The following is a 16,017-nucleotide window of genomic DNA, read 5'->3' as shown; positions in this document are numbered from 1 at the left end:
AATCCTCCATCTATGTCTCACCTTTTGGTCTGTCCAAAATTCCATCGAGAGAATTCTTCAATACCTTCAGGTTATCCATGACTTTCTCATAATCCATTCGCTTCGGTCCTACAATACCGATGGTTCCGCGAATCCCTTCTCCCAATTCATAGGTTGCTGTAACCACGCTGCAGTCCTTCATCGTCTGAATCGGGCTTTCATTTCCTATATAAACCTGAATCCCTGTGCTCTTATCTTCCAACAGGTTCTCAGTGACAAGTGATGCAAGCTGCTGCTTCTCCTCAAATGTGGAGATCAGTTCACTCGCTTTTTCTGTGGAATCACTTAACTCCGGGTATTTGAACAGGTTCGTTGTCCCGCTCGTATAGATCCGGATATCCTCATCCTGTCCCATCGTCTCTGCCACGGTATCCAGCACATCACTGATGATGTCGCTGTGGATTCCCGCCTGCTCCTTCAACTTGGCGATCGTGCCGAGATTGATATCCTGCAAGGCAAGACCGTTGAGATTCGAGTTCAGCAGAATATTTAACTTCAGCATCGTCTCATTGTCGATCGGCTCGGATACTGGAATAATCTTGTTCTTGACCAGATTACCCTCCGTGACAATCACTGCCAGTATCTGTTCTTCATTCACATTGGAAAGCTGTATGAACTTTACCTTGTTGCGGTGGTAGCTCGGTGCCGACACCATCGTCGCATAGTTGGTATTTGCCGCCAGCATCTTTGCCACCTGCTGAAGAACCTGATCTACTTTTTCCGTGTGTTCAATGACGAACTTCTTCATGTCATCTACCTCACGGTTCTTCTCTTCCATCAGGTGATCTACATAAAACCGATACCCCTTATCGGAAGGAATACGTCCTGCGGAAGTATGCGGCTGCAGGATATAACCCAGTTCCTCCAGGTCTGCCATCTCATTGCGGATGGTCGCAGAACTCAGATTCAGATCTGTATATTTTGAAATGGTTCTCGACCCAACCGGCTCGCCTGTCTCCAGATAATTGCGGATGATCGCATCTAAAATTTTTACTTTACGTTCATCTAATTCCATCTCGTCCATCGCTGGTCTCCTGCTGCTTTTCCTGCAGTTCCTTTTGTCTTATTAGCACTCGTTGCTATGGAGTGCTAACACCTTACGTACTTAAGATAGCACCAACCTATTTCTTTGTCAACAGGATTTTTCATAAAAGTTGTGTTTTATTTGTGATTTTATAGTTTGTTTATAAATAGAAAAAATCCTCCGAAGGTTCCATGTCCTCCGGAGGATTCCCGCATCACTTTCTTCTATTATAATAGAATACACATTTCTCTCCATCTATATCCGCCCGTCAGGCGGAAAACTTCCGCTAAAACGGTCGGAAACAGCAACAGTTGCAGAGGAGATCCAGACAGAGCAGGCTTAAGCACCAGTTCCCTGCGCTCGCATACGGTCTGTCGTAGTCACTTCCCATGCTGGTATACCATGTGCCGCCATACTGAAGATGCTGTAAAAACTGCCGGTATTCCATATTGCTCGGCTCCATCTCCACCGCACGCTTTGCGTGTTCCATCGCGTTGATGTTATTGCCCATGCCCTGATTGGCAATCGCGCTGAAATAGTACCAGCGCGCCCGGCGTTCCCCAAACGGAATTCCGTTCAGCACATTCAACGCCTCCACATAGTGTCTGCTTGCAATATAATTTGCAGCCGCCTGCATCTTCGGCGATTCATTCTGACCGAATCCATGGCTGCCGGCGTAACTGTAACCGCCGGAATTGCTGCTGTAGCCGCCGCCATAACCGTATCCACCGCCCTGCTGCTTCTCCTTCATGATCTGGTCATATGCCTGCTGTACTTCCTTAAAATGCTCCTCAGCCTCATCCCTGTTCGGATTGTTCACATTCGCATCTGGATGGTATTTTCTGCTGAGTGCTCTGTATGCCTTTTTTATCTCTTCATCTGAGGCTCCCCGCGATACGCCGAGCACCTGATATGGATCTGTCATATATGTGTAACCTCGCTATTTGCGCGCTTTTTTCTTATTCTTCTCTTCCGCCTTGCGTTTTTTCAGCTGAAGATACTCGTATTTTGACCATACGCCGGAATACAGCACATTCCGCAGTATATCCGCATGTAATAAAATCGGAAGGCGCTCAAACGACTTGGCGCACTCGGACATCATGCTCGTGAGCAGCAGACGGCAGAGCGTATCCATGTCATCCGCACTCTCCCGCATCGCATAGACGAGTGGATTGTACTCCTTTTTCCTGCGATCCTCATCGTAATCCTCATAGGCATCCATAATGTAGATGAACTTTCCCATGTAAAAGCCAAGTGTGCGCAGCTCTTCCTGCCACTCATCCTCTCTCCAGCAGAAAATCTCACCCAGCATCTCTCCGGTCAGACCTGCCACCACATCAAGGTTCGTCTCGCCTCTTGCCTCCACCTCGTCTGTTTTTCGCATGAACTCTTCCACTGCGTGAACCTGGCGCGGATACTTCTCTATCACGCGCGCATAGTCCTTATCCAGCATCTTTGCAAACGCCTTCTTCGTATAGGCTTTCTCGTCCTTCCAGTCGTCAATCAGATTATGATAGGCTACAATCAGATTCATATCCGCCGCATAATCTGTCGCCTCATTGATCCACACCTGCCGCTTCCTGGTCGGATGCAGCGCGCAGGTAATCTCGGAGGATTCATTCGTAAGCTCATACAAGCCCGTCAGAAGAACGATCAGAAATGTCATATCATAGTTGAGCAGCATCTGTCCTTTTGCACCACAGTTGGATTTGAGTCTCTGGCACAGTCCGCAGTAATATGCCTGATATGCCTTCCGGTTCTCCTCTGTCATGATCTTCTGATTGATATTTATGTAACCGAACATTCCAAGTTCTCCTTTGCCCTGCCAGATCAGCTTCTTCTGATGAATTCTCTCCTGCACTTCGGGCAGGTAATACAGATTTTGCCTCTTCCCTTCGGCACCCGCACTCTCTGCCTGCATCCAGGACACTTGAAAAAGCGGTAGGTATCTCTCTGTGCGAAGCGCTTCTTCCACTGATCCCGCTTCACAACTGCTTTGTAGCGCCTGCTCAGATACCGCTGATTCTCCTCGTAACGCTTCGAGACGTTCTTTGAAAACATACGGAAACAATTATAAATCATCAGCGCAATTCCAAACCAGTAAAAAATGGAAAGCACCGGCAGAAGCCCGCTAAACATCGACACAACCAGACTCACCAATACCACGATGTTCAAGGTTCTCCCAAGCTCATCCGCTCCATACCGTCCAGTCATAAAACGCTGCAGTTTTTCTCTCATATCCATTCCTTCCTTTCCGGATCATGAGATCATGTTAAGCCCTGCAAAATAGACTGTCAACCTTCCTATCGTCTTTTTAGAAACATTTTAGACTTTGATTAGATTTCAGGCTGCCTGTCAAAACAGGCGCACCTTTCTCCTCATATCCTCCGGATCTTTTGCTCCTGCGATCGCCGTCCCGGACGTAATGCAGCTCTTCATATAAAGATTGTAAATCGCATCATCCATCTGCACTCTGCCACGCTCCTTCTCTGCTCCGGCGGACGTATCCAGCTGCTGTATCCGGTTCTCCGCAATCAGACTGCGCACCCCGGCATCCGCCACCAGAACCTCATAGGCAGCCACGCGCCCGGCTTCATCCTGCCGCCGCAGCAGCTTCTGCGCCATAGCCCCCGCCAGTCCCTGCGCCAGACTTTCCAGAAGGATCTGCGAACCGGATGTGCTCCCGCCGCACTGTACCAGATGGAGCAATGCCGCCGTCACACTGTCCTCCTTCTCTGCCAGAATCACAAACTGCCCTCTCCTGACTGCTGCAAACAAAAGCCCGGCCTCCCGCTCATTCCCGATTCCATCCAGAAGGATCACATCGGCATCCTGCTGCAGCGCCATCGCAAGGGCTTCCTCCCTGGAAGCGCAGTCCGCTCCGATCTCCCGCTGCACAACCAGTCCCCTTCCCTGCGGAAGGATGTATTCTGTCGTATCCTCCACAGAGACAATGACCTTTGACTGTGTTGCGGCAATCTGTGCGGCAAGTGATGCCACCGTCGTCGTCACTCCGCTTCCTCTGCCTCCCGTGACAAGAAGCAGCCCGCGCCCGTTTTTCACAAGCTCCGTAATCTCCTCCGGTAACAGAAGTTTCTCCGGGGCAGGAACCCCGGTCGGATGCAGTCTTACGGACATGGCATCTCTTCCCTGCTGTCTGTATATGGACACACGCAGACGCAACGCTTTGGAAAATGAATAGCTACATACCAGCGCGCCTTTCGTGCGGTACTCTTCCAGCTGATCCCCGGACAAGATCTGCTCCGTCACCTCTGTAAGATCCGCATCCTGCCATTCTGCGGCGTCCTCCTGCCCTGCGGCAGTCAGTTCTCCGTCAATCCGAAGCATCGCCGTTCTTCCCGGGACAAGGTGTACATCCGATGCACCTTTGCCATCCGCATATTCCATAAGATCATTAAAAAGTTTTATGCCGTTCATAGAAAAACTCCTTCTTATTGCTTCATAGGGAAATGCAATGCATCCCCGCAGAGCGTTTTTTATTTCTAGGAAGGTTCTACTTTCACACATTAATGTATCACGGTATTCCCTATGAAATAAAAAGAGCCGCTGCGCGACTCTCAGATACTTCTATGTGACAATGATAAGCAGAACGATAAGCCGGGTTATGTCTAAACCGTGGCAAGCCACAGTCGGAATGATCATCTATCTAGGATGACTGTTGCCAGCCACCTCAAGCAACCTACCTAAAGCTGGCGGGCCGCGTCAACGCTTTTGTTCGGTCTTGCTTCGGATGGGGTTTACATATGCCCGCTCTGTTACCAGCGCGGCGGTAGTCTCTTACACTGCCCTTCCACCCTTACCGTATTCCGGCATTACCGGAACCGGCGGTATATTTCTGTTGCACTATCCTTGGAGTCGCCTCCACCGGACGTTATCCGGCATCCTGCCCTGTGAAGCCCGGACTTTCCTCACCCCAGCAATGCTGGGCCGCGATCATTTGTTCTACTTATCACCGCAACTATTGCTTATTATAATGTGCTTTCCGCAAAATGTCAAAGCAATCCTATACATTGAAGCAGGAACCGCCGATGAATTCGCGGATAATCGAATTCTGGCTGATACCGTCGCTCGGCATCGGAAGGAAATAATCCAGAAACTTGAGCAGGCGCTTTGCCTCCAGATATTCCGGACAATCCTTGTCAATGGCAAACAGCAGCGGCTCGGCATACATCTTTAACACTGCCAGTTCATAGATCAGCGCCGAGTTAAACATCACGTCCGCCCCCTCCTGGAACGGGAAAATGTAGCGCTCCTCACCGCGGCGCACCGAATCCCACATGGCAATGGTCTCCTTTGCGGAAGTTCCTCTCGTGCGCGCATCTCTCACAATCCGGCGGATCATTCTGCCGTCCGTTGTTGGCAGGCAGTTGTGCTCGTCGATGTTGAGCTGGGTCAGCGCACTGATGTAGATTTTGAACTTGCTCTCCACCGGGAGCGAGCAGGACAGCCTGTCGTTGAGTCCGTGGATTCCCTCGATGACCAGTACGTCCTCTTTTCCAAGTTGCATGTAGCGGTCCTTGTATTCCCGCTTGCCGGTCTTAAAATTGAAGACCGGCAGATTGACGCGCTTGCCCGCAAGCAGTTCATTCATGTCGTGGTTAAACAGCTCCACATCCAGCGCTTCCAGACATTCCAGATCGAGTTCCCCGTTCTCATCGCGCGGGCACTGATCCCTGTTCGCATAATAATCATCGAGAGGGAACGGATGCGGCTTTAATCCCTTCGCAGCAAGCTGGATAGAAAGGCGGTGTGAAAAGGTGGTCTTTCCGGAGGAAGACGGTCCGGCAATCATGATAAACTTTTTGCCTCCCGACTTTACAATCGTATCTGCCAGATGACCGATCCGTTCCTCAAACAGTGCCTCCTGCGTCAGAATAATTTCCTGCATGCGTCCTTCCGCAATCGCGTCATTAAGCGCGCCAATCGTGCCGATCTCTAGCATGCGCCCCCACTCACGCGAAGCCTTCAGCGTGTGGAACAGCTTCCCGGAAGGTGCAAACTCTGCCACTTCTCTTGTATTCTCATTCGGGAACAGAAGTACAAATCCATCCTCATACGTCACAATATCGTAGTAGCGGAGATAGCCCGTAGACGGCACCATGAATCCGTAAAAATAGTCCTTATAGTGATCAAGCACATAGATATTAACTCTGGAACTGCGGCGGTATTTAAAAAGCTTTTCCTTATCCTCCATCCCGAGGTCATGGAACAGTGCAATCGCATCATCTGTGTTCATGCTGCGCTTCTCAATCTCGATATCCTCCGTCACCAGACGGTACATCTCCTTTTTCAGCGCTATGGCGCGCTCTTCGTCCACCGCAATCACGCGCTCCTGTCCGTCTGCCTTTTCACGCAGCTCGCAGTAATATCCCTGACCGATGGAATAGAGTACACGGACGCTGATATGTTCGCTTCCCCAGAGATTGTAGACCGCCTTCTGCATCAGAAGCGTAACGCTTCTGCGGTATGTCTTTTTTCCCGTCTTATCGGCTGTTGTCACAAACGAAAGCGTTCCGTCCCGCTGTGCCGTCTTATTCAATTCCCGCAGCCGGTTATTATACACCACAAGCACGATGTCATCCGGATATTTTTCCTGATATTCCTGCGAAATTGCAAGGAAACTGGTTCCCGCCGGATATTGTCTTACTTCCCCTTCAATTGTCAAGCTGACCATATCTTTCCCCATACGAATCTCTCCCCCTCTGCCTTTTCTTCAAGGCTTTTTGTCATTCATAATACGCAAGCGCCCTGGCGTTCTGCGCGAGGATCTGTTTTACGTCGTCAATCCGGGCTGCAATCTGCTCCGTCGCCGGCTGACCGGATAGCTGTGTTAAAATATCCTGCTGGATCTGCGCTTCCCAGCGGAGATACGCCAGAAGCACCGGATGTTTTTCTGTAAGAAGCTGCTTTCCATAGCGGAATTCCAGTTCCTGTTCTTCTGTAAAGCTGTCTGCATGAGAGACTGCGGAAGCATCAAAGTGAACGCGCATCATGGGGTAATATTTTCCATCCTCCATGACCATCTCTTCTCTCTCTGTGACATAACCGTTCTCCATCAGAAAACGCCGCACCTTCGGAAGCTCTGACTGCGGCTGCAAAACCAGCCCATGTGCCTGCTCACAGATGACTCTCCCGCTCTCCAGAATATGTTTGACCAGTCCGCCGCCCATCCCCGCAATCAGGATGGTGTCCGCCTCACCCGGCTTTAGCGCCGCAACGCCGTCCGACAGACGAGTCTGTATGTAGTCTTCCATGCCGTACATCCGGATGTGTTCCCTGGCACGCTCCAGCGGTCCCGTCCGGATATCCATCGCAATCGCACTGGGGATGTGCTTTCGTTCCACCAGATAAATCGGTACATACCCGTGATCGGTTCCCACATCCGCCAGCCGCTCTCCCTCTCCGATGAGTCCTGCCGCCGTTCTTAAACGTTCTGATATTTTTACCATAGATTACTCCAGATAATCCTTTAATTTGCGGCTTCTGCTCGGATGACGCAGCTTGCGCAGCGCCTTCGCCTCGATCTGACGGATACGCTCACGTGTGACATTGAACTCTTTTCCGACTTCCTCAAGTGTCCTCGCACGTCCGTCCTCCAGTCCAAAACGCAGTGTCAGCACCTTCTGCTCACGCTCTGTCAGCGTTCCGAGCACTTCCTCCAACTGTTCTTTTAACAGGGTAAATGCCGCTGCATCCGCCGGTACCGGAACGTTGTCGTCCTGGATAAAATCACCGAGATGGCTGTCCTCCTCCTCACCGATCGGAGTCTCTAAGGATACCGGCTCCTGCGAAATCTTTAAGATCTCACGCACACGCTCCACCGGCATGTTCATCTCCGCAGCGATCTCCTCCGGAGTAGGTTCGCGTCCCAGCTCCTGCAGTAACTGTCTGCTGACACGGATCAGCTTGTTGATCGTCTCGACCATATGCACCGGAATACGGATGGTTCTCGCCTGATCTGCAATGGCTCTCGTGATTGCCTGACGGATCCACCATGTCGCGTAGGTGGAGAACTTATATCCCTTGCGGTAATCAAACTTTTCCACCGCCTTGATCAGTCCTAAATTTCCCTCCTGAATCAGATCCAGAAACAACATTCCACGACCGACATAGCGCTTTGCAATGCTGACAACCAGACGAAGATTGGCCTCTGCCAGTCTCTTTTTCGCCTCCTGATCGCCGAGCTCCATACGCTTTGCCAGCTCAATCTCCTCCTCCGCGGACAGAAGCGGCACTTTTCCGATCTCTTTTAAATACATACGCACCGGATCTTCAATGGAGACACCGTCCGGAACGGAAAGATCAATCTTCTCGACCTCAATCTCATCCTCATCATCGACGTCAAGAAGCATCTCATCGTCAACGTCGTCATCCGTAATACGAAGCACGTCGATGTTGTTTGCCTCAAGGAAATCAAGAATCTTCTCAAACTGCTCTGCATCCAGCTGCATGTCGGAAAAGAAGTCGCTGATCTCCTGATACTCCAGCATGTTTTTCTTCTTTTTTGCCAGCGCAAGCAGTTCTCTTAACTTTATCTGGAACTTCTCCTGGGCACTTGCCACCCCGTTCTCTGCTCCCGCATCGGCAGTTTTTGCAGCAGAGTTCTCCTTGTTTTCTCCCAGAACTTCCTTATTGTCGGTGTTTTCTTTCTTTTTTGCCATTTTCGCTTCATCCTCTCATAGTTCGTTACTATTTTGTCCTTAAATGCAGATTTTCATCCACATTCCTGCTTCTTTGCCCGCTCTCATTCCTCCAGCGGAATATGAACCGTTCCCGGCAGCTCATTCTTTTCTTTTGCCAGAGCCGCCATCTCCTGAACGTCAAACGTGTTTGCCAGCTTATGATTGATGCTGTTCTCCCGCACGCGGATCACGGTCTCGCGCAGCGCTTTTTCGCGTTCCTCCCTGGTATCCACCCGGTGGATTGTCGCGTTTAAGATTCCCGCTGCCTCCCGCTGCTGCTCCTCATCCTCGTAGGTGCTGATGATCCGCGCAGGATTGACTGTCCCGTCCTTCTCATACTGTTCAAACAGCATTTTTGCCACACTGTGGCAGATCGGATCCGTAAAATCATCTGCACCAACATATCTTTGCACCTTTGGAAACAACGCCGGACTGTTCGTCAGCCACGTCAGCAGAAGCTTCTGCGACTGCACCATGCCGTCCTCGCGCTTTTTCGCACTCTTTTTGTATTCTGTGCGCGCACCGTCCTGTGCGTCCGCGACGCTCTGCGACGCCCTGCCTCCTCCGGCAAGTCCGGCCTTTAATCCCTGCTGGTTGACCAGCCTTCTCAAATCGTCCGACGAGATCATGTATTTGGCTGCAACCGCCTCGATATAATTATCGCGCTCTAACTTCTCCGTAAATCCGCAAAGCATCTTCGCGACCGCATTGTAAAAGGCCGTCTTGCCCTCCGGATCGTGCATGTCGTGCTGCTGCTCTTCCATGCGCACCTCAAACAGAAAACTGTTCTCCGCCTGGTCGATGCGCTCCTGATACGCCTCCGCGCCAAGCGCCTTGATAAACTCATCGGGATCCTTATACGGCTTCATGTTGATGATCTTGGTCGTGATTCCGACTTCTTTTAAAATCGGGATGGCCCTGAGCGCCGCCTTGATCCCCGCCCCGTCGCTGTCATACGTCAGATAGACTTCCTTGGTATAGCGCTTGAGCAGATTGGCATGACCGCTTGTGAGCGCCGTACCGAGCGACGCCACGGCATTGTCAAACCCTGCCTGGTGCAGTGCAATCACATCCATATATCCCTCGCACAAGAGCAGCTGCGGCTTTTTTGTCGCCCGTGCGAAATTGAGTCCGTAAAGATTGCGGCTCTTGTCGAAAATCTTCGTCTCGGGGGAATTGAGATACTTTGGCTCTCCATCTCCCATGACGCGCCCGCCAAATCCGATCACCTTATTGTGCACATCCATGATCGGAAACATGGCACGGTTCCAGAACTTATCATGTCCGCCCCGCACCTCATCGATCGTGACAAGACCGGAATCCTTTAAGATCTCGTCGTCATAGCCCTTCGACCGCAGATACCGGTACAGATCATCGCTGTACTGATCCGAATATCCCAGCCCGAACTTGTGGATCGTCTCATCGGACAACGCCCTCTTTTTAAAATAATCAAGCGCACGTTTTCCGCGCTCCCCGCGAAGCAGCACGAAAAAATACTTTGCCGCCTCCTTGTTGATCTCCAAAAGACGCGCCCGCCGATCCGCCTCCTGCCGCTGCGCTGCCGTATATTCCTGCTTCGGAAGGTCGACGCCCGCCCGCTCAGCAAGCGCTTCCATCGCTTCCCCGAACGTGTAATTCTCGTACTGCATCAGGAAGGTAAAAACATTGCCTCCCGCGTGGCAGCCAAAACAATAGTACATCTGTTTATTGGGAGAGACCGAAAAAGAACCGGTCTTCTCATTATGGAAAGGGCACAGCCCGAAGTAGGTACTGCCCTTTTTTGACAGCCGCACATACTGCGAAATGACGTCCACGATATCGTTGCGCGAACGCACTTCTTCTATCAATTCATCCGAATAACGCGGCATCTTCCGCTCCTTTCTTCCCGCTTTTTATTTCCATTCTAATAGCCGTCCACCTGCCAGGCCCTGGGACGCCTCAGGCATGACACAGTCTTAATAGCCGTCCACCTGCCAGGCCTGAGGCAAAAAGTACTCCGAAAACTTGGTGATGGCATACTGATCCGTCATTCCTGCGATGTAGTCCGCGACCACGCGCTCCGCGCTCTCGCCCTCGTCCATCATGCGCAGATATTTTGCCGGGAGCTGATCCAGATGCTCCTTGTAAAAGTAAAAGAGCTGCTCGATCATCGCCTTCGCCTTGACTTCCTCTCCCTTTGCCACAGGGTTCTTGTAGACGTTCTCAAACATGAACTTGCGCAGATCGATCATCGCCTCCTCGATCTCCGGCGACATCATGATGTCATCCTTCTCCCTGCTGTTCATGATAATGTTATGTATCAGCGTATTGAGGCGCTGCTTGGTGGAAAAACCAAGGGTCTTTCTGAGTTCAAGCGGAATATCGTCCTCCGTTAAGACCAGCGCACGGATCGCATCGTCAATATCGTGGTTGATATAGGCAATCTTATCCGAAAAACGCACAATCTTTCCCTCGAGCGTATGCGGCATCAGTCTGGACTGATGGTTCAAAATACCGTCCCGCACTTCCCATGTGAGATTCAGCCCCTTTCCATCCTTCTCCAGCTTCTCCACGATACGCACACTCTGTTCGTTGTGCCGGAATCCATTCTCGCAGAGCCCGTTTAACACGAACTCGCCGGCATGTCCAAACGGCGTATGCCCGATATCGTGTCCGAGCGCAATCGCCTCGACCAGATCCTCATTGAGGCGCAGTGCCTTTGCGATCGTTCTGGCATTCTGCGATACCTCGAGTGTATGGGACAGCCTCGTCCGGTAATGATCGCCCTTCGGCGTCAGAAACACCTGCGTTTTGTTCTTGAGACGCCGGAACGCCTTGCTGTGCAGGATGCGGTCTCTGTCACGCTGAAATACCGGTCTGATATCACACGGCTCCTCATACACATCTCTGCCCTTAGAATGAATGCTGAGCGTGGCGTACGGACTTAAGGTCTCGCACTCCATTCTCTCTATTTCTTCCCGTATCGACATGTATTATCTCCTCTTTTTCGTCACGCACTACGCAGTGACTCCATATATATAATTCTGCGTCCGGAGTGGATTTCCTCTATTTTTTTCGACACAGTTTGAAAAAATCATGTTTCCTTGCGCTAAAAATGCTATACTATAACCACCAAATGAACAAGGAGTGTGGTACCATGGTTTTATTTCTGCTCATCATCCTTATTATGATTTCGGTATATTGGAGACCAATGTGGGGAATTCTAAGAGGTCTGCTGCTCGGCTTTCTTTTTTTAATCGGGGGCAGTTCTCTGAACATCCCGGTTCCGGTTTCGTTTGTGGTATTTGTTCTCTACTGCCAGCTGGGCACCCCCTGGCTTCGCAAGACAAACTACCGGCAGACAAAAGCGACAAGAACATTTCACGAATCGACAACCACCGACGCGGATCACTCCACGTACACCACGGAGCAGTACTATTATGCCTATGAGGTGGACGGCACGGATTATACCAACGTGCATAGCATCTATCCGTATAATAAGAAGCTGCATGCGGAAGCCAAAAGCGCAGAATGTGAAATTTTCTACCATCCGAAAAAGCCGAAGAAGATGTTCTGCCCGGAAGATATCGCAAAAGATTACTACACGATATGGATTCTCCGGTTCCTGATCGGCGGCACTATCATTGCAACAGATTTTTATTTTTAATTTATTATAAAATGAGAAAGGCAGGTCAATAAGCATGAAAATAACAATCGCAAGACAGTGTGGAAGCGGCGGGCACAAAGTCGCCGACATTCTGTCCGAAAAACTGGGTATGGAGATTTTTGACAAAAAAAGATTTATCGAAGAGTCTAAAAGAAGAAACGTCTATGATGAAAACGCAAATTTTCTGAACGAGAAACCGATCGACAGTTTTCTTTACAGTCTTATCATGAGCTACGGTTCCAAAAATCCGCGTGAACGATATATCCGTTTTGTAAAGGATGTCACGGAGCAGGAATCCTGTATTATCATCGGCAGATGCGCAAACATAATCTACAAGGATGACCCGGACTGTGTGTCCGTTTATCTCCACGCCGATCCGGACATACGGAAAAAGAGAATCCAGGAGCGCGACCACGTATCTGAAAAAGAGGCTGCGGAGACATTGCGGGAAGTAGATGAAAAGCGTTCTGCATTTCAGGAACAGTGCACGGCAACCCGCTGGGGCGACGGCAACGAGTATGACCTTTGTATTGATACAGGGAAAATCGGTATCGAGAAAGCTGCCGAATTAATTTTGCAGTATATAGAATACAGGAAATGAAAAAACGGGAAGCCTTCACTCTCAAGGCTTCCCGCAAATAAAAAATGCAGGAGATGGGACTTGAACCCACACGATATTGCTACCACAGGCACCTGAAGCCTGCGCGTCTGCCAATTCCGCCACTCCTGCATAATCTCCACGAATATTTGTGATGTAATGCGGAAGATGGGACTTGAACCCACACGTTCGCAATGAACACAAGATCCTTAGTCTTGCTCGTCTGCCAGTTCCGACACTTCCGCATTTCGGTCACTCATCGTGACGACTTGATAATAATAACAAACGTATTTTAAAATGTCAATGCTTTTTTCAAAAAATTTTAAATAAATTGTTCAAACAATTCGTGCAACTACAGATATTTCTCGTCAAACTCCTCTTTATGCAGCGGCTTTCCAAAGTAAAATCCCTGAATCAACTGGATTTTCGTCTGCTTGAGCGCATCAACCTGTTCTTTCGTCTCGACGCCCTCCACACAGACATGAACGCCGATCGTCTGGGCAAGTTCCGCCACCATTTTCACGAAGGCGGCGGAAAATTCATCCTTCCCGATGTCAATGATAAAACAGCGGTCAATCTTGATGACGTCGATCGGCATTTCCCGGATATGATTAAGTGAGGAATACCCCGTCCCGAAATCATCCAGCGCCACACGCACGCCAAGTGCGCGAATCTCGGAAAGAATCTTCTTCATCCGGCTCATATCGTTGATCGCCAGCCCCTCCGTGACCTCCAGGGTCAGATTCTCCGGTACAATCCCCGTCCGTTTGATGACCGAGCGCACCTGCTCTACAATGTCATTCTGCAGCAGCTGCACCACGGAGAGATTGACATTTACCTTGTAATCCGGATGCCCCATATCGTTCCAGTATTTGCACCGCTTGCACGCCTCCTCGAGGACATACGCACCGATCGGGTTAATCAGCCCCAGATACTCCGCCAGCGGTATAAAATCCGTCGGAGCAATCAATCCCAGTTCCCCGGAATTCCAGCGGATCAACGCCTCCGCACCCACGCACGGATTGGATTCCCTGGTCACATCCACGATCGGCTGATAGACCACCTCAAACTCGGAAAATGCATTGTTGGTCGCATTGCGCATATTTTTTTCCATATCGAGGCGGCGGAACGATGTGGACTCCACGTTCTCATCGTAGAACTCCACACGGTTCTTGCCGGAACATTTTGCGGCGTAAAGCGCAATATCCGCCTTCTTGATCAGCTCCTCCACCGTGTCGCCCTCTGTCGGAAAACGCACAACGCCCATACTCATCGTACAGTAGTAATCCGCCCCCTTAAGCATCCACGGCTTGGAAAACAGCGTGCGGATGTCGTTCAGAATCTTCTGCAGCATCATGATCTGCCGATGTGCAAGAATAATGATAAACTCATCTCCGCCCATGCGGTAACAGTTATTTTCCACACCCGGAATCCGACGCAGGCTGTCCGATATATTTTTTAACAGGATATCCCCGTACTGGTGTCCCAGTCCGTCGTTGATATGCTTAAAATCATCGAGATCGATGTAGAGCAGCGCTCCTTCGCCGCCGAACTCCTTTGTCTGTTCAATGCAGTGCGCAAGATCCTGCTCAAACCGCATACGGTTGTAAAGCCCGGTCAAAAAATCGTTGTTTGCCTGCCGTTCGATCTTCTGCTGATACAGCTTTTTGTCCGTCACCTCATAGATGGTATACAAAAATACACTTCTTCCGTCGACCCAGTGGATTCCTGTCCGGTGATAGTCAAACCAGCGTTTTTCCTGCTCCAGATAGATCTCGTGGAAGCAGTCCGTATCAATGCCGCCCGATTCTTCCCGCCAGCAGTTCTCCAACATGTCCGGCGCGGCATCGTCCGGCAGAAATGCGCGCAGCCGCTGGTTGCTGTAGAGAATCCTTCCACTGACCGGATCCTTCACATAGATTCCGCAGCCCACGTTCTCTAAAATCGCCTCAAGGGACGCATACGAACTCGCCAACGAATTTTTTGCAATACGCTTCAGAAGAATACTCTGAATAATCCGTCTGACATCGTTGACGAACTTGACGTCCGTCACTTCCCAGTTCCGCTCCTCGTGTTCTTCCAAAAAGCACAGGTACATCTCCGCCCTGGTATTGACCTCGACCGGCAGAAAAATGCCTGCCAAAAGCCCGTGCGCATCAAAAAACTGCCGGAACACCTCCGGCATCATACTGTTTGAAGAAATCATATACGGTTTTCCGTTAAAAAAGGGCATCTTCTCACGCGACACGCCGGACCATTCCCCACGCACTGAGTCCATTCCGGGCGCCGCATATTCACAGATCATCTCGATCTTCGAGTGCTCTTTGTTCTCTTTTAAGAGCGCACCGCGCGAAATCTCCATATACGCGCAGCATTCCCGCAGAATGTCGTGCACGATCTCCTCAAAGCTGTTTTCCGACTCTAACATCTTTACGATGGAAGTCATCACCTCATTCCTGTGAAGTTCCGCTTCCATCTGCGTCTCAGACTCGCGGCTCTTTAACACCGCCTCCTGTGCCATCAGTTCTTCCATCTTCACGGCGAACATCTGCTTGGACAATGTCTCCAGAAATTCCAGTGACTTATCATACCGTTCCGGCGTCGTGCGCATGACATAAGATGGAACATCCCCGCCTTCCCGATCCATAATTCCGATGACGATCCAGATTGCCGCCGTCTTCCCGCCGATCTTGATGGACACGCCGCACATTTTCACCAGATCATTTCCACAATCCTCTTCGAGCACACTTTCGATTCCGTCATCTAAAAGCCGGTTCATGAGCGTCATATGCCGTTCCACTCCGGTCAGTCCGTGAATGTACGCCAGTTCCTCCTTAGAACCGTATGCCTTTGTGACAACTCCGCGCGTTCTGCTCAGACACACCAGATACACATTATTGGCATCGCAAAACCGGTCCTGCAGATTCTGCATCAATGTCGCATCTAACAATCCCAGATCGGTATCCTGCGACGCTTCCTGATTCATCCCCCTTGAAAGTGCCATATC

General features: G+C 50.5%; 13 protein-coding genes, 2 tRNA genes and 1 other RNA gene. 2 read left to right on the top strand and 14 right to left on the bottom strand.

The window, feature by feature from the left end:
• Positions 1-10: 10 nt before the first annotated feature.
• The 11 genes from hrcA to RHOM_RS04850 all read right to left on the bottom strand — a co-directional run bounded on the left by hrcA (position 11) and on the right by RHOM_RS04850 (position 11,735).
• Complete coding sequence (gene hrcA / locus RHOM_RS04895) at positions 11-1,063, bottom strand: heat-inducible transcriptional repressor HrcA (RefSeq protein ID WP_014079159.1); 1,053 nt, start codon at positions 1,061-1,063, stop codon at positions 11-13.
• 286 nt (positions 1,064-1,349) lie between these two features.
• Positions 1,350-1,988, bottom strand: a complete 639-nt coding sequence (locus RHOM_RS04890) for a J domain-containing protein (protein WP_014079158.1) — start codon at positions 1,986-1,988, stop codon at positions 1,350-1,352.
• A 15-nt stretch (positions 1,989-2,003) separates the two neighbouring features.
• Complete coding sequence (locus RHOM_RS04885; RefSeq protein ID WP_014079157.1) at positions 2,004-2,867, bottom strand: DUF5685 family protein; 864 nt, start codon at positions 2,865-2,867, stop codon at positions 2,004-2,006.
• Positions 2,868-2,893: 26 nt separating this feature from the next.
• Entirely contained in the window at positions 2,894-3,301 is a 408-nt protein-coding gene (locus RHOM_RS04880; RefSeq protein ID WP_014079156.1) for a hypothetical protein, read from the bottom strand.
• A gap of 117 nt (positions 3,302-3,418) precedes the next feature.
• Complete coding sequence (locus RHOM_RS04875) at positions 3,419-4,501, bottom strand: type IV pilus twitching motility protein PilT (protein ID WP_014079155.1); 1,083 nt, start codon at positions 4,499-4,501, stop codon at positions 3,419-3,421.
• Positions 4,502-4,661: 160 nt separating this feature from the next.
• Positions 4,662-5,033: RNase P RNA component class A (rnpB, locus tag RHOM_RS16665), an RNA gene on the bottom strand.
• 54 nt (positions 5,034-5,087) lie between these two features.
• Entirely contained in the window at positions 5,088-6,770 is a 1,683-nt protein-coding gene (locus tag RHOM_RS04870) for a nucleoside kinase (protein WP_014079154.1), read from the bottom strand.
• Positions 6,771-6,810: 40 nt separating this feature from the next.
• Positions 6,811-7,533 (bottom strand): tRNA (adenine(22)-N(1))-methyltransferase, encoded by a 723-nt coding sequence (locus RHOM_RS04865; RefSeq protein ID WP_014079153.1) that lies wholly within the window; start codon positions 7,531-7,533, stop codon positions 6,811-6,813.
• Between the two features lie 3 nt (positions 7,534-7,536).
• The gene (gene rpoD, locus RHOM_RS04860; RefSeq protein ID WP_014079152.1) at positions 7,537-8,745 is read right to left on the bottom strand and encodes an RNA polymerase sigma factor RpoD; all 1,209 of its coding nucleotides are present in this window, start codon (positions 8,743-8,745) and stop codon (positions 7,537-7,539) included.
• 83 nt (positions 8,746-8,828) lie between these two features.
• Entirely contained in the window at positions 8,829-10,634 is a 1,806-nt protein-coding gene (dnaG, locus tag RHOM_RS04855) for a DNA primase (RefSeq protein ID WP_014079151.1), read from the bottom strand.
• A gap of 87 nt (positions 10,635-10,721) precedes the next feature.
• Positions 10,722-11,735, bottom strand: a complete 1,014-nt coding sequence (locus RHOM_RS04850) for a deoxyguanosinetriphosphate triphosphohydrolase (RefSeq protein WP_014079150.1) — start codon at positions 11,733-11,735, stop codon at positions 10,722-10,724.
• A 167-nt stretch (positions 11,736-11,902) separates the two neighbouring features.
• On the opposite strand from RHOM_RS04850, the gene RHOM_RS04845 reads away from it, so the two are divergent.
• Both RHOM_RS04845 and RHOM_RS04840 read left to right on the top strand, forming a co-directional pair.
• Positions 11,903-12,412 carry a hypothetical protein gene (locus RHOM_RS04845; RefSeq protein ID WP_014079149.1) on the top strand — a complete coding sequence of 170 codons (510 nt, stop codon included), beginning with the start codon at positions 11,903-11,905 and terminating at the stop codon, positions 12,410-12,412.
• Between the two features lie 34 nt (positions 12,413-12,446).
• A complete protein-coding gene (locus RHOM_RS04840; RefSeq protein ID WP_014079148.1) occupies positions 12,447-13,013 on the top strand; it encodes a cytidylate kinase-like family protein in 567 nt (188 codons plus the stop codon).
• Positions 13,014-13,058: 45 nt separating this feature from the next.
• On the opposite strand, the gene RHOM_RS04835 is transcribed toward RHOM_RS04840, so the two are convergent.
• The 3 genes from RHOM_RS04835 to RHOM_RS04825 form a co-directional block, all read right to left on the bottom strand.
• Positions 13,059-13,142, bottom strand: a tRNA-Leu gene (locus RHOM_RS04835).
• Between the two features lie 28 nt (positions 13,143-13,170).
• Positions 13,171-13,255, bottom strand: a tRNA-Leu gene (locus tag RHOM_RS04830).
• A gap of 107 nt (positions 13,256-13,362) precedes the next feature.
• A complete protein-coding gene (locus RHOM_RS04825; protein ID WP_044024614.1) occupies positions 13,363-16,014 on the bottom strand; it encodes a sensor domain-containing phosphodiesterase in 2,652 nt (883 codons plus the stop codon).
• Positions 16,015-16,017 lie beyond the last annotated feature (3 nt).

The organism is Roseburia hominis A2-183 (assembly GCF_000225345.1).
In the GTDB taxonomy this organism is placed as follows: Bacteria; Bacillota; Clostridia; order Lachnospirales; family Lachnospiraceae; genus Roseburia; species Roseburia hominis.
The sequence above is the reverse complement of the archived record's forward strand: the minus strand, read 5'-3'. Positions and strand labels throughout refer to the sequence as shown.